This is a genomic window from Streptomyces sp. NPDC014889 (genome assembly GCF_043081205.1).
Classification (GTDB): Bacteria; Actinomycetota; Actinomycetes; order Streptomycetales; family Streptomycetaceae; genus Streptomyces.
The window spans coordinates 29,159-42,125 of the sequence record NZ_JBIBWH010000009.1 but is presented as its reverse complement, the minus strand read 5'-3'; the positions used below and the strand labels follow the sequence as shown (position 1 = coordinate 42,125).

The following is a 12,967-nucleotide window of genomic DNA, read 5'->3' as shown; positions in this document are numbered from 1 at the left end:
GATCACCCTTTGAGGCCGGTGAGGGCCTGAGGGTCGACGGTGTGGTGGCGCTTGCGGAGCTGGATGGTCAGCGCGAGCAGCAGCGCGGTGACGGTCGCGCCGACGACGACGTCCGTCAGCGCCAGCGCCTGTACGACCGGGTCGACGACGGGGCGGGAGCCGGGGGTGACGTCGGAGTAGACGGGGGCGGTCGCGCCGCGCCGGTAGCCGACGGCCAGGAGCAGCAGATACGTGGAGGACTGGGCGACGGCGAGGCAGCCGACGGCGTGGATGAGGTCGCGGCTGGTGACCAGCCCGTACAGGGCGATGAGCAGAACCCATCCGGCGGCGAGGTAGGGCCAGATCCCCACTAGCGGTCTCCCTTGTCGTCGGTGTGCTCGTCAGAGCTGCCGTCGTCGCCGTCCTGGTCGGGGTCGGTGAGCTCGACGGCCTGGTCGAGGAAGTGGGCGAGCAGCGCGATCAGCCCGGACGCGACCTCGACGCCGACGGCGGCGTTGAGCACCGGGACGGTGCCGCCGGAGGTGATCTGGTTGAACGTGCCCAGCGGCAGCACGTTCTTCAGGAACGCGCCGCTTGCCACCAGGCCGGCCAGGCCGACGAGGCTGAAGGACGCGGCGGCCATCGAGTCCGTGACGTCCAGGACGGCCAGCGGCCGCAGCCTCTTCAGGGCGCGGTAGTCGGCGGCGACGTAGGCCAGGTGCAGGGCGGTGGCCAGGACGACGCCGCCCTGGAAGCCGCCGCCGGGGCTGAGCTGGCCGTGCGCGACGATGTACACGCCGACGACCAGCGTCACGGGCAGCAGCAGTGTGCCGAACAGGCGGGTGCTGGGCATGACGTACCGGGCTCCGGCGCGCCGGTGGCGTTCGTCGCGGGCCCGCCGCAGCAGCAGGGTGGCCCCGAGGACGGTGCCGAAGAGGATGGACTCCTCGCCGAGGGTGTCGAAGGCGCGGATGTCGAAGTTCACGGACGAGACGACGTTGGCCGTGTGGTGGGCGATCGCCGCCGCCACCGCCCGTTCGCCGTAGGGGTGCCGGGCCGACCCGAACGGCGGGAGCCGGACGCAGGCGCCGGTGAAGAAGGCGGCGATCACCGCGGCGGAGACCAGGAACAGGGCCAGCCGGGTGCGCGCCGTCACTCCTGGTCCTCGCCGTCGCCCGTGCCGGAGCGGTCGCCGGCGCCGCTGGACCTGCGGGTGACCTTGCGGACGGTGAGGAGGATCAGCAGGGGGGTCAGCGCTGTGCCGACCGCCAGTTGGGACAGCGCGACGTCGGGGGCCTGGAGCACCGCGAACAGCACCGCGAGGCCCAGGCCGAGCGCGGACAGGACGACGGCCTGGCGGGACGGGTCGCGGGTGAGGACCGCCGCGGTCGCGGCGAGGACGACGAACGCGAGGGCGGCTCCGATCAGCCAGTCGTTCACGCGGCCTCCCCCTCCTCGGCCTGCCGGGAGGCGCGGCCGACGGAGATGGCGGTGACCGTCCCGCCGACGGCGAAGAGCAGACCGATGACCAGCGTCTTGACCGCGGCCCGGCCGGCCCCCTGGTCGACGGCGACGGCCAGGGCGATCAGCGGCACCCCCGCGCAGGAGGGCGGGGCCAGGGCGTGCAGCCGCATCAGCGTTCCGCGCAGCCGCAGCACCGCGACGGCGGAGAGCAGCATGCAGCCCACCCCGGCCCACAGCAGCACGAGCACGGTCACATGGCGCGGCGTCATCGCGAACTCCCCTGCGCGCCCCCGTCCGTGCACCGGCCGGCCGGGCGCGGTGTCGTCATGTCCCGGTGCGGGAATCGTGGGCCGGACGTGTCTCGTGGCGGCGGCCCGCCACGAAGCGGGTGAAGACGAGGGTGCCGGCCGGGGCCAGGACGGCCAGCATCAGCGCGAGGTCCTGGTAGGCGGGCCGGTCGTAGGCCTGGGGGAGGAGCAGGAACACGGCGCCCACCGTGGTGGGCAGCAGCGCGGCCCCGGCGAGGCGGCGGATCGCGGTGCCGCGGGACACCACCCACAGGTACGCGGGCACCGGGACGGCCAGCAGGACCAGCGCGGCCGCCGTCCAGGCGTTCACCGACTCCCGCCCGTCCGGGCCACGGCCGCCTCGACCGGACCCGTGTCCGGACGCAGGGCGTGCACCAGCACCACGTCGTCGCGCGGGATGCCGATCACGCAGGTGTCCGGGGACGCGGCGATCAGCGTGCCGGCCCACGCCGCGTCCGCTCCGGGCCGCAGCCTCACCCGCCGTACGGTCGCCTCCGCGGGGCGCGCGGCCACGGAGGACACCAGGACGGCCAGGCCGCGCGCGAGCCCGTACGGCAGCGACAGTGCGGCCCGGGCCGCACGGCGGACGCCCGTGACATGCACCCCGGCGGCCAGCCGCATCCGCCGTGCCGCGAACGCCCCGGCCAGCGAGGCCAGGCCGGCCACCGTCAGTTCGACGGGCGAGACGGAACTGATCGACACCACCGTCAGAACGGTCAGCACCCCGCACCACACCACGATCTCCACCGTCGCAGCCCTCATCGGACCTCCTGTTCGCCCAGGCCATTGTTCGACTGCGGGCGGCCCCCGGACGCCGCTGCGGACGGCGGCGTGTCCCGGCGTCACCCGTACGGCTCAGCGTGTCGAGACGCCCTGAGTCAGTCGGGCGGCTCGGGCGGGCGGGGCCGGCCCGGCTCGGGAGGCGGTACGGGCTCCGGGCCGGGCTCGGCCGGGCGGGGCGGGCGGGACGGCTCGGGCGGCGGGCCGGGGGAGCCGGGCGGGGCCGGCGGGTCGTGGGGCACGGGCGGCTCGGTCGCGGAGACCATGATCACATTCCCTGGCGGCCGAGGGCGTCTTCGAGTTGCGCCTTGTTCATCTTCGAGCGGCCGTGGATGCCGCGCTGCCTGGCCTCGTTGTAGAGCTGGTCGTAGGTGGGGCCCTGGGCGCCGCTGTGGGAGTGCTGTCCGCCGCGGCGGGAGGAGGACATGTCCTTGACCGAGGTGCGGCTGGCGGTCTTCGACTCCCCGTGCCGGGCGCGTTCCTTGTTCACGGTCCGCGCGGCGATCTCCTCGGCCCGCCCCTCCTTCTCACCGCGCTCCAGCGCGCTGTCCTTGATGTGCTCGTACTGTCGTTCCCGCTTGGGACTCGATCCGCGGGGCATGGTCACACACTCCTGTTCTGTGCTCGGAGGGCTCGGGTGCCCCGCATCCGGGCCGCGAACCCGGCGGCGAGCCGGGGCGCGGCCGCTGCCGCGCGTCGCGCACCCGCCGCGAGGGCGCCGAGGGCGTGCGAGGTCTGCTGCTGGACGCTGCGGGCCCGTGCCTGTCCGTCGAACCGGCCGTGCGCTCCGAAGTCCCGTCGCGCGTCCGCCGGTTGGAAAAGGTTGTCCGGTTCCCCGGCCTGCCTCGGGTGGCCGTCCTGCTGGGAGGAGAAGCCGGTGCGGGCCAGATAGCGGTCCAGCAGGCCCGGTACGACGGCGTTCGCCAACAGGGTGGCGACGGTGCTGCCGCCCACCCAGTACTCGCGCCTGTCCGGATGGTCGGCGGCGTACAGCACGGCGCGGGCGGCGACCTCGGGCTGGTAGATCGGCGGCACCGGCTGCGCCCGTTCGGGCAGGCGCGAGCGGACCCAGTCGAACTGCGGGGTGTTCACCGCCGGCATCTGCACCATGGTCGTGCGCACCCGCGTGCCGGAGGCGAGCAGCTCGCAGCGCAGCGCCTCGTGCCAGCCCTGGATGGCGTGCTTGGCGCCGCTGTAGGCGCTCTGCAGCGGGATGCCGCGGTAGGCGATCGCCGAGCCGACCTGGACGACGACACCCCGGTCACGGGGCAGCATCCGGCGCAGCGCGGCGCCGGTGGCGTAGACGTAGCCGAGGTAGGCGACCTCGGTGACGCGCCGGAACTCCACCGGGGCGATCTCGGTGAAGGGCGCGAAGACCGAGGTGAAGGCGTCGTTGACCCACACGTCGACGGGGCCGAGTTCCTCCTCGGCCCGCCGGGCCGCGGCCTCCACCGCCTCCGGGTCGGCCGTGTCCGCCTCGATGGCGATCGCCTTGGCGGCGCCCGCGTCCTCGGCCTCGCGGACCGCGCCGTCGAGTCCGGCCCGGCCACGGGCGATCAGCGCCAGCCGATCCCCACGGGCTGCGAACGCGACCGCGACCGCGCGGCCGATCCCGCCGCTGGCTCCGGTCACCACCACGGTGCGGCACTCGGGTTCGTCAGGTGTCATACGGTCCGGTTCTCCTTGATGCGCGGGGACAAACGGAGGGGTGGGAAGGCGGCCGCCGGCGCGGTCGCGGCCGGATCAGCCCGCGCCGGCCAGTCCGGTGGCGGCCTCCAGGAGCAGGGCGTGGACGAACGCCTGCGGCAGATTGCCGCGCAGTTGGCGCTGGGCGACGTCGAACTCCTCCGCGTACAGGCCTGCGGGGCCGCAGGCGGCACGGTTGCGTTCGAACCAGCGCACCGCCTCCACGGCGTCGCCCTGCTGGTGCTCGGCCAGGGCCATGACGAATCCGCAGAGCAGGAAGGCGCCCTCGGCGTCCTGCAGCGGTCGCGCGCCGTGGCGGAACCGGTAGACGAAGTGGTCCTGGACGAGGTCGTCGCGGACCGCGCGCAGGGTGGCGACGGTACGGGGATCGCCGGCGGGCACGGCGCCGCGCAGGGCGGGCAGCAGGAGCGCCGTGTCGACCCGGGGGTCCGTCGGGGAGCGTTGCCAGCGGCCGGACGGATGCAGGCTGTCGGCGGAGGTCTCGGCGACGATCCGGTCCGCGAGCGACGCCCACCGCGCCGCGGCCCCGGCACTTCCCGCGGGTGCCGCCGCCGCGGCGGCGCGCAGCCCGGCCGCGCAGATCAGCCGGCTGTGCGCCCAGCGGTCGGTGTGCAGCTCCCAGATTCCGGCGTCCCCGTCCCGGTGGTGGGCCTCGATGGCCTCGGCGGCGATAAGGGCGGCACGCCAGTCCTCGGCGCCGACGCGGTCGTGGCGGGCGCCGGCCGCGATCAGCAGCAGGCTCTCGCCGAACACGTCGAGCTGGAACTGGCGGTTGACGCGGTTGCCGACGACGTCGAAGCCGCCCGGGTAGCCGGGCAGGTCGAGGGTGCGCTGGTCGGGCACCGGCCCACCCGTCGCGGTGTAGGCGGGCGCGAGGCCGGGCCCGTGTTCGATCAGGCGCTCGGTGACGAACCGCAGCGAGCCGTCGAGGAGTTCGTACGGGCCGGTCGCCGCGACGGACTGGCCGATGTAGGCCTGGTCGCGGATCCACACGTACCGGTAGTCGTAGTTGCGGCCCTGCTCGGCCCGCTCCGGCAGGCTGGTCGTCGCGGCGGCCACGGTGCCGCCGCCCGGGCCGGTCATGCCGGTCAGCACCGCGTACGCGTGCCGGGCGTCGCGCAGGCCCAGCGCGCCGCGCAGATCGGGCACGCGCGCCGCCCATCCGGACTCGGTGGCCCGCCACAACCGCTCGGCCGGCTCCGGACCGGGAAGCGGCCGGTCCGAGATCTCCAGGACCAGGTCGTGATGGGTGCCGGCGGCCAGGCGCAGCTCCGCGCGCAGCCCCGGCTGGTCCGCGCCCGCCGGTTCGGCGCCGGGCGTTCCCGTGAACCGGACGTACAGCCCGCCGGCCCGGCCCGTCCACCGGCCCTCCTCGTCGCGGCGCAGCTCGCTCAGCGGATGCCGGCCGAACCCTGCCGCCGGGTGCAGCCGTACGCCGGTCCGTGCGTCCCCGTCGACGGCCATGACCCGGCGCAGCACCGTGACGCGGTGCGGATCGCCGGGGAGGGCGAGGGCCTCGCGGCACTCGACGATGCCGCCGGTCGTGATCCAGCGGCTGCGCCAGATCAGCCCGCCCTGCTCGTAGTAGCCCCCCTGCACGAACGGCCCGGCGGGGGTGACGGTGTACCAGCCGGGGCCGCCGATCAGGGCGGCGAAGACGGCCTCGCTGTCCCAGGCGGGGGCGCACATCCACACGATGTCGCCGCGCGGCCCCACCAGGGCGCCGCGCTCGCCGTCCGCGAGCAGGGCGTAGTCGCGCAGCGTGTGCGGTGCGGGGACGGCGCCGGACGAGTTCACGGTTCCCACTCCTTCCCGGTCCCGACGCGCCCGCGGCACCCGTCGGCCGCCGTGACGTGAACACGGCTCATCGGCCGAATGACCACGGGCGCCTCGACGAAACCTCGCCCGCTTCCGGGGTCTCTTCCCGCGGGCCCTTTCGATACAACGGTGTATCGGATACATTCACGTATCGAACAGAGGTGGTGGCATGGCGGTCGAGGGCACGGAAAAGCGCGTCACCCGGCGCCGGCAGCGGACGCGGGCCAACCTGCTCGACGCCGCCTTCACGGTGTTCGCCGCCAAGGGCTTCGGCCGGGTGTCGATCGAGGAGGTCTGTGAGGCCGCCGGCTACAGCAGGGGCGCCTTCTACTCCAACTTCGCCACCCTCGACGAGCTGTTCTTCGCCCTGTACCGGGAACGGGCCGGGCTGATCGCCGACCAGGTGGCCGGGGCGCTCGCCCTCGACGGCCCGGACCTCGACGTGGCCGCCGCGGTCGACCGGGTCACCGACGTGCTGCTCCTCGACCGGGACTGGCTCCTGGTCAAGACCGACTTCCTGGTGCACGCCGCCCGCGACGCGGCCGTGGCCCGGACGCTGCTGGAACACCGCGCGCGACTGCGCCGGGCCGTCGCCGACCGGCTCTCCCGGGCCCGCACCCCGCTGCCCGCCGTCCTCGGCGACGCGGACGGCGCCGCCCACGCGGTCGTCGCCGCGTACGACGGGGTCACCACCCGACTGCTCCTCGACAAGGACGTCGACGGCGCGCGCGCCTGGCTCGGACAACTGCTCACCGCGCTGCTCACCGACGGCGGCGCCGCCGCACGCGGATCACGAGACATCTGAGAGACACCCGGGAAACCGAGGAAGGGGACGGTCGCCATGGACGCCGACGTCATCGTCGTCGGAGCGGGCCTCGCGGGCCTGGTCGCGGCGCACGAACTGACCAGCCGGGGCCGCAGGGTCGCCCTCGTCGACCAGGAGAACGCCGCCAACCTCGGTGGGCAGGCGTACTGGTCCTTCGGCGGGCTGTTCCTCGTCGACACCCCGCAGCAGCGCAGGCTCGGCGTCAAGGACTCCCTCGAGCTGGCCTGGAACGACTGGCAGGGCAGCGCGCGGTTCGACCGGCTGGACGACGAGGACTCCTGGGCGGTGCGCTGGGCGCGCGCCTACGTCGAGTTCGCGGCGGGCGAGAAGCGGTCCTGGCTGGAAGGGCACGGCATCACGCTGCTGCCGACGGTCGGCTGGGCCGAGCGCGGCGATCTGCGCGCCGACGGCCACGGCAACTCCGTACCCCGCTTCCACATCGCCTGGGGCACCGGCACGGGCGTCGTGGAACCCTTCGCCGAGTACGCCCTCCAGGCCGCGCGCGACGGGCTGCTCACCTTCCACCACCGCCACCGGGTCGACGAACTCGTCGTCCAGGACGGCGCCGTCCAGGGTGTGCGGGGCACGGTGCTCGCCGAGGACGACGCGCCCCGCGGTGTCGCCTCCAACCGCGAGGAGACCGGCGCGTTCGAGCTCACCGCGCAGGCCGTCGTCGTCACCTCCGGCGGCATCGGCGCCGACCACGGCCTCGTCCGCCGCCACTGGCCCGAGCGGCTCGGCACCCCGCCGTCGCGGATGGTCACCGGCGTCCCGGCGTACGTCGACGGCCGGATGCTCGACATCAGCGAGGAGGCCGGCGTACGGCTGGTCAACCGCGACCGCATGTGGCACTACACCGAGGGCCTGCGGAACTGGAACCCCATCTGGCCGGGCCACGGCATCCGCATCCTGCCCGGCCCCTCGTCGGTCTGGCTGGACGCCCTCGGCCGCCGGCTGCCCGACCCCTGCCTGCCCGGCTACGACACGCTCAGCACCCTCCGACACCTGCGCACCACCGAGGACATCGCCGGGTACGACCACTCCTGGTTCGTGCTGACCCGCAGGATCGTCGAGAAGGAGTTCGCCCTGTCGGGCTCCGAGCAGAACCCCGACATCACGGCCAGGGACCGCAAGGCCGTGCTGCGCGACCGCCTGCTCGGCAAGGGCGCGCCCGGACCGGTGCGGGACTTCCTGCGGCACGGCGAGGACTTCCTGATCGCCCGCACCCTGGAAGAGCTGGTCGAGAAGATGAACCAGTCGACCGGCAAGCCCCTCCTGGACGCGGCCGGGGTGCGGCGCCTGATCGAGGCCCGCGATCTCCAGATCGCCAACCCCTACAGCAAGGACACCCAGGTCCAGGGCATCCACAACGCCCGCCGCTACATCGGCGACCGCCTCGGCCGGGTGGCCGCCCCGCACCGTGTCCTCGACCCGGCGGCCGGACCGCTGATCGCCGTCAAGCTGCACATCCTGACCCGCAAGACGCTCGGCGGCATCCAGACCGACCTGGACTCGCGCGCCCTCGGCCGTGACGGGCGGGTCATCGACGGTCTCTACGCGGCCGGCGAGGTCGCGGGCTTCGGCGGCGGCGGCCTCCACGGCTACAACGCCCTGGAGGGCACCTTCCTCGGCGGGTGCCTGTTCTCCGGGCGCGCCGCGGGGCGGGCCGCCGCACGGCAGACCGCCTGAGCGGGCTTCACAGCACGGGGGTCGACGGGCTCACTTCTTCTTCAGCAGCCCCGCCACCACCGAGGCCTGGCTCTGCTCCGGCTCCTTGGACGCGGTCAGCAGCGTCACCTGGCCACGGCGGGTCAACTTCCTGATGTGGTCGAGGAGTTCGGCCGCCTCCGGCTCGGCGAGCTCGGCCTCGTAACGGCGCCGGAACTCCTCGTACGATCCCCCGCCGCCGTGGTACCAGCGGCGCAGCTCGGTGGACGGCGTCATGGCCTTCGGCCACTCGTCGATGTGCGCGTCCTCCTTGGAGACCCCGCGCGGCCAGAGCCGGTCGACCAGGACCCGCACACCGTCGTCGGCCTCGGGCGGATCGTAGATGCGGCGCACACGGACGCTCACGGTCGGGCCTCTCTCGGTGCGGGGGAAACGTGTCCGGAGCGTACCGCGGTACGCCCCGGACACGGCCGCACCCCGCGGGCGGGAGAGGCCCGGCATGACCCGAACGGCGCCGGATCCGGTCACTGCTCGCGCATCCCCCACGGGGAGCCGTACTCCGTCAGCAGGTCCAGGAACGGACGGGCCGGGAACGCCTCGGGGCCCAGCACACCGGCTCCGGACCAGGCGCCCGTGGCCAGCAGTTCCAGGGCGACCACGGGATTGACCGCCGTCTGCCACACCACCGCCTGGCACCCGTACTCGGCCATGGACCACTCGTTGTCGACCACGTGGTACAGGTAGACCTCGCGCGGCGCGCCGTCCCGGGTGCCGCGCACCCAGGTGCCCGCGCAGGTCTTGCCGCGCATCCGCTCGCCCAAGGTCGCCGGGTCGGGCAGACAGGCAGCGACGACGTCCCGGGGCGAGACGGCGACCGGCCCGTCCGGGCCCGGCACGGTGACCGGCTCGGTGCGGTCGAGACCCAGCAGGTGCAGCGTCTTGAGGGTGTCGATGAACTCGCGGCCCAGACCGTACTTGAAGGTCACCCGCCGCGCGTCGACCCAGCGCGGGACCAGCAGCACCTCCTCGTGCTCCACGTTCACGCACTCGACCTCGCCGATGCCCTCGGGGAAGTCGAACACCTCCGGCTCGCTGAACGGCTCGGTGGTGAACCAGCCGCGCCCGGCCTCGTACACCACCGGCGGGTTCAGGCACTCCTCGATGGTGGTCCAGATGCTGAAGGACGGCGCGAAGTCGTAGCCGTCGACGGTCAGGTTCGCGCCGTCGCGGACGCCGATCTCCTCGATCTCGTCGAAGAGTTCGTCGGCGGCGTAGCGCGCGAACACGTCGGACAGGCCCGGCTCCACCCCCATGCCGACCAGCGCCAGCGCGCCGGCCTTCTCCCAGTCCGGCGCCAGCGCGAACTGCTCGTCGCCCAGCCTGACCCCGCACTCCTCGTACGGCCGCTCGGGGTGCGGCCGGGACAGGGACATCGCCATGTCGAGATAGCCGGCGCCGGCCGAGCGGGCGGCGCGGAACAGGGGCATCACGAAGCGCGGGTCGGTCGCGTTCAGCAGGACGTCGCAGCGGTGCCGGGCGAGCAGGTCCGCCACCGCCGCCTCGTCGCTCGCGTCGACGCGCTCGGCGGTGAACCGGCCGTCGGCGACGGCCGCCACGGCCGACTCGGCCCGCCCGCGGTCGTAGTCGGCGACGACCATCGACTTCAGGAACGGACGACGGGCCGCGATCCGGGTGATCGCCGTACCCACACCCCCGGCACCCACGAGCAGTACACGCATGGCCAGAACTTCCTCTCGGTCTCTGTGCTGACCGCCGATACAACGCCGTGCGGTCGCGTAAGGTCAATGGTGTTGGCATAAGCGGCGGAGGTGCGGCGATGGCGAAACCGGTGGTCCCCGAGGAGAAGCGACGGCGGCGCCGCCCCACCCGGAGCGGCACCGTGCTGTCCGAGACGCTGATCGTCGACACCGCCCTCCGGCTGCTGCGGGAGCACGGCAGCGCGGGACTGACCGCCCGCCGCCTCGGCCTGGCGCTCGACTGCGACCCGAGCACCCTCTACCGCTACTTCCGCGGCATGGACGACCTCACCCTGGCGATCGGCGACGCGCTCATCGGCCGGGCGCTGGCCGGCTGGGAGCCCAGCGGGCGGTGGCGGGCCGACCTGCGCGAGGTGGGCCTGCGCATCCACTCCGCCTACACCGCGCATCCGCAGGCCGCGGTGGTCACCGCCAACCGCGTCTCCGGCCGGGCCCACGAACTGGCCGCCGACGAGGCCGTGCTGGGCGTGCTGCGCGGGGCCGGTTTCCCGCTGCCCGACACGGTGCGGATCTACCACGCCTTCGTCGACCAGACCCTCGCCTTCGCCGCGCTCGACGCCGCCTCCCTGGCCCTGCCGGGCGCCGCCCTGCGCGCCGACGAGGAGATGTGGCACTCGACCTACGCTCGGCTGCCCGCCACCACGCATCCGCGCATCGCCGAGGCGGCGCCCCTGCTCGCCACCCGCATGGTCACCAGCGCCTACCCCACCGCCCTCGACATGCTGCTCGACAGCGCGGCGGCCCAGCTCGAGCGCGTGCGCGGCGGCGATCCGCGACCGGGCGGTCCCAAGGCCCGGCCGGTGCTGCGACACTGAACCCCGCGCCGATAGATGTAACGAGCAACCAGGAAGCCCGTGGACACCAGCGAGAGCACCGACAGCAGCGCCGCCCCGGAGAGCGACGCCCCCGACCCGTCCAGAGGCGGCCGGCGCGGCTGGCGCCGCTGGGCCATGGACACCCGGCCGCTGCGCCGCCCCGCCTTCCGCCGGCTGTGGTCCTCGACCATCGTGACCGCGGTCGGCAGCCAGCTCACCGCCGTCGCCGTGCCCAAGCAGATCTACGACATCACCGGCTCCTCGGCCTGGGTCGGCTACGCAAGCCTCGCCGGCCTGGTCCCGATGGTCGTCTTCGCGCTGTGGGGCGGCGCGGTCGCCGACACGGTGGACCGCCGCAAGCTGCTGCTGATCACCAACAGCGGCATCGCCGTCACCTCGCTGCTGTTCTGGCTCCAGGCCGCGGCCCGGTTCGACTCGGTCGTGGTGCTGATGGTGCTGCTCGCCGTGCAGCAGGCCTTCTTCGGCCTGAACTCCCCGGCCCGCAACGCCTCCATCGCCCGGCTGGTCCCGGCCGGGGAACTGCCCGCCGCCAACGCCCTCGGCTCGACCGTCATGCAGACCGGTCTGGTGGCCGGGCCGCTGCTGGCCGGCGCGCTCATCCCCGTCATCGGGCTGCCCGAGCTGTACCTCATCGACGCCGTGGCCCTGTGCGCCACCGTGTGGGCGGTGTGGCGCCTGCCCGCGCTGCCGCCCCTGGCCGGATCCGCCGTGCGCCGCGCGGGGATGCGGGAGATAGCCGACGGCTTCCGCTACATCTCCGGGCACAAGGTGCTGCTGCTGTCGTTCCTCGCCGACATCGTCGCCATGGTCTTCGGCATGCCCCGCGCCCTGTTCCCGCAGCTCGCCGCCCAGACGTACGCCTCCTACGGGCAAGGGCACGCGCTCGGCCTGCTGTTCGCGGCCATCCCGGTGGGCGCCGTGGTCGGCGGGCTGTTCTCCGGCGCCTTCTCCCGGGCGCGCCGGCACGGCTGGATGGTGATCGGCGCGGTCACCGCCTGGGGAGCGGCCGTCACCGCGTTCGGGCTGAGCCGCAGCCTGTGGTTCGCGGTGCTGTTCCTGGCGGCCGCCGGAGTCGCCGACATGGTCTCCATGGTGTTCCGCGGCGCCATCCTGCTGTCCGCCGCCACCGACGAGATGCGCGGCCGTATGCAGGGCGTCTTCACGGTCGTCGTCGCGGGCGGACCGCGCCTCGCGGACGTCCTGCACGGCACGGCCGGCTCGGCCTTCGGCCCGCGCGCCGCGGTGGCCGGCGGCGGCCTGCTGGTGGTCGCCCTGATGCTCGGCCTCGCGGCGGCCGTCCCCGCGCTGCGCCGCTACCGGATCTGACCCGCCGGACGGGACCGGTCAGTGGGTGCGCCGGGGGAGGGTGTACTGCTCCAGGAGCTTGCCCCGGGTCAGCTCCAGCCGGTGGGCCAGGACCTCGGCGACGGTCCGCACCAGCGACAGCCCGAGCAGCGGATCCTCCACGGACAGCGCGAGCACCGCCGAGGCGTCGAACTCGTAGGCGCGGACCTGGCTGAACGCCGACGCGCCGAAGTCCCACTGGTACGGCGGGAACAGCCAGGACCAGCCGAGCAGGTCGCCCGCGCCGAGGGACGCCACCGTCACCCGGCGGGTCGGCGTCACCTGCTGGTCCAGGTGCACGGCGCCGGAGCGGATGACCCAGAAGCGGTCGGCCGTTCCCCCCGCCTCGAAGATCCTCGTGTCCTCGGGGAAGGAGACCTCACGCGCGACCTCCATCAGGCGCTCGCGTTGTTTCTGGGGGAGGGCGGTCAGCAGTTTTATCGCTTTGGTCATGACCCG

At 74.1% G+C, this 12,967-nt stretch carries 17 protein-coding genes; 4 read left to right on the top strand and 13 right to left on the bottom strand.

Annotated elements, in window-relative coordinates:
• Positions 1-2: 2 nt before the first annotated feature.
• The 10 genes from ACF09J_RS19075 to ACF09J_RS19030 form a co-directional block, all read right to left on the bottom strand.
• A complete protein-coding gene (locus ACF09J_RS19075; RefSeq protein WP_392306599.1) occupies positions 3-350 on the bottom strand; it encodes a sodium:proton antiporter in 348 nt (115 codons plus the stop codon).
• Complete coding sequence (locus ACF09J_RS19070; protein ID WP_392306598.1) at positions 350-1,135, bottom strand: MnhB domain-containing protein; 786 nt, start codon at positions 1,133-1,135, stop codon at positions 350-352. Before ACF09J_RS19070 ends, ACF09J_RS19075 begins: the two co-directional genes overlap by 1 nt.
• Entirely contained in the window at positions 1,132-1,419 is a 288-nt protein-coding gene (locus tag ACF09J_RS19065) for a Na(+)/H(+) antiporter subunit B (protein WP_392306597.1), read from the bottom strand. Before ACF09J_RS19065 ends, ACF09J_RS19070 begins: the two co-directional genes overlap by 4 nt.
• Complete coding sequence (locus ACF09J_RS19060; protein WP_392306596.1) at positions 1,416-1,712, bottom strand: cation:proton antiporter; 297 nt, start codon at positions 1,710-1,712, stop codon at positions 1,416-1,418. The genes ACF09J_RS19065 and ACF09J_RS19060 overlap by 4 nt, the downstream gene beginning before the upstream one ends.
• Positions 1,713-1,767: 55 nt before the next feature.
• Positions 1,768-2,061: a monovalent cation/H+ antiporter complex subunit F gene (locus ACF09J_RS19055; RefSeq protein WP_392306595.1), complete on the bottom strand. Its 294-nt coding sequence runs from the start codon at positions 2,059-2,061 to the stop codon at positions 1,768-1,770.
• Positions 2,058-2,513, bottom strand: coding sequence for a hypothetical protein (locus ACF09J_RS19050; RefSeq protein ID WP_392306594.1), 456 nt, complete (start codon positions 2,511-2,513; stop codon positions 2,058-2,060). Before ACF09J_RS19050 ends, ACF09J_RS19055 begins: the two co-directional genes overlap by 4 nt.
• 116 nt (positions 2,514-2,629) lie before the next feature.
• Complete coding sequence (locus ACF09J_RS19045; protein WP_392306593.1) at positions 2,630-2,797, bottom strand: hypothetical protein; 168 nt, start codon at positions 2,795-2,797, stop codon at positions 2,630-2,632.
• A 2-nt stretch (positions 2,798-2,799) separates the two neighbouring features.
• Positions 2,800-3,132 (bottom strand): plasmid stabilization protein, encoded by a 333-nt coding sequence (locus ACF09J_RS19040; protein ID WP_392306592.1) that lies wholly within the window; start codon positions 3,130-3,132, stop codon positions 2,800-2,802.
• Between the two features lie 2 nt (positions 3,133-3,134).
• Positions 3,135-4,199 carry an SDR family oxidoreductase gene (locus ACF09J_RS19035; RefSeq protein ID WP_392306591.1) on the bottom strand — a complete coding sequence of 355 codons (1,065 nt, stop codon included), beginning with the start codon at positions 4,197-4,199 and terminating at the stop codon, positions 3,135-3,137.
• Between the two features lie 75 nt (positions 4,200-4,274).
• On the bottom strand, positions 4,275-6,035 hold the full coding sequence (locus tag ACF09J_RS19030; RefSeq protein WP_392306590.1) for a glycoside hydrolase family 15 protein: 1,761 nt from the start codon (positions 6,033-6,035) through the stop codon (positions 4,275-4,277).
• A gap of 190 nt (positions 6,036-6,225) precedes the next feature.
• Between ACF09J_RS19030 and ACF09J_RS19025 the strand changes: the two genes are divergently transcribed.
• Complete coding sequence (locus ACF09J_RS19025; protein WP_392306589.1) at positions 6,226-6,861, top strand: TetR/AcrR family transcriptional regulator; 636 nt, start codon at positions 6,226-6,228, stop codon at positions 6,859-6,861.
• 36 nt (positions 6,862-6,897) lie between these two features.
• On the top strand, positions 6,898-8,571 hold the full coding sequence (locus tag ACF09J_RS19020; protein ID WP_392306588.1) for an FAD-binding dehydrogenase: 1,674 nt from the start codon (positions 6,898-6,900) through the stop codon (positions 8,569-8,571).
• A 30-nt stretch (positions 8,572-8,601) separates the two neighbouring features.
• On the opposite strand, the gene ACF09J_RS19015 is transcribed toward ACF09J_RS19020, so the two are convergent.
• Both ACF09J_RS19015 and ACF09J_RS19010 read right to left on the bottom strand, forming a co-directional pair.
• Positions 8,602-8,955 (bottom strand): DUF488 domain-containing protein, encoded by a 354-nt coding sequence (locus ACF09J_RS19015; RefSeq protein WP_392306587.1) that lies wholly within the window; start codon positions 8,953-8,955, stop codon positions 8,602-8,604.
• Between the two features lie 119 nt (positions 8,956-9,074).
• On the bottom strand, positions 9,075-10,289 hold the full coding sequence (locus ACF09J_RS19010) for a saccharopine dehydrogenase family protein (protein ID WP_392306586.1): 1,215 nt from the start codon (positions 10,287-10,289) through the stop codon (positions 9,075-9,077).
• A gap of 98 nt (positions 10,290-10,387) precedes the next feature.
• Between ACF09J_RS19010 and ACF09J_RS19005 the strand changes: the two genes are divergently transcribed.
• Together ACF09J_RS19005 and ACF09J_RS19000 are read left to right on the top strand one after the other, a co-directional pair.
• Positions 10,388-11,143, top strand: coding sequence for a TetR/AcrR family transcriptional regulator (locus ACF09J_RS19005; RefSeq protein WP_392306585.1), 756 nt, complete (start codon positions 10,388-10,390; stop codon positions 11,141-11,143).
• A 39-nt stretch (positions 11,144-11,182) separates the two neighbouring features.
• Complete coding sequence (locus tag ACF09J_RS19000) at positions 11,183-12,490, top strand: MFS transporter (RefSeq protein WP_392306584.1); 1,308 nt, start codon at positions 11,183-11,185, stop codon at positions 12,488-12,490.
• 18 nt (positions 12,491-12,508) lie between these two features.
• Here the strand turns inward: ACF09J_RS19000 and ACF09J_RS18995 are convergent, their stop codons facing one another.
• Positions 12,509-12,961 carry a cyclic nucleotide-binding domain-containing protein gene (locus tag ACF09J_RS18995; RefSeq protein WP_392306583.1) on the bottom strand — a complete coding sequence of 151 codons (453 nt, stop codon included), beginning with the start codon at positions 12,959-12,961 and terminating at the stop codon, positions 12,509-12,511.
• Between the last annotated feature and the right edge of the window lie 6 nt (positions 12,962-12,967).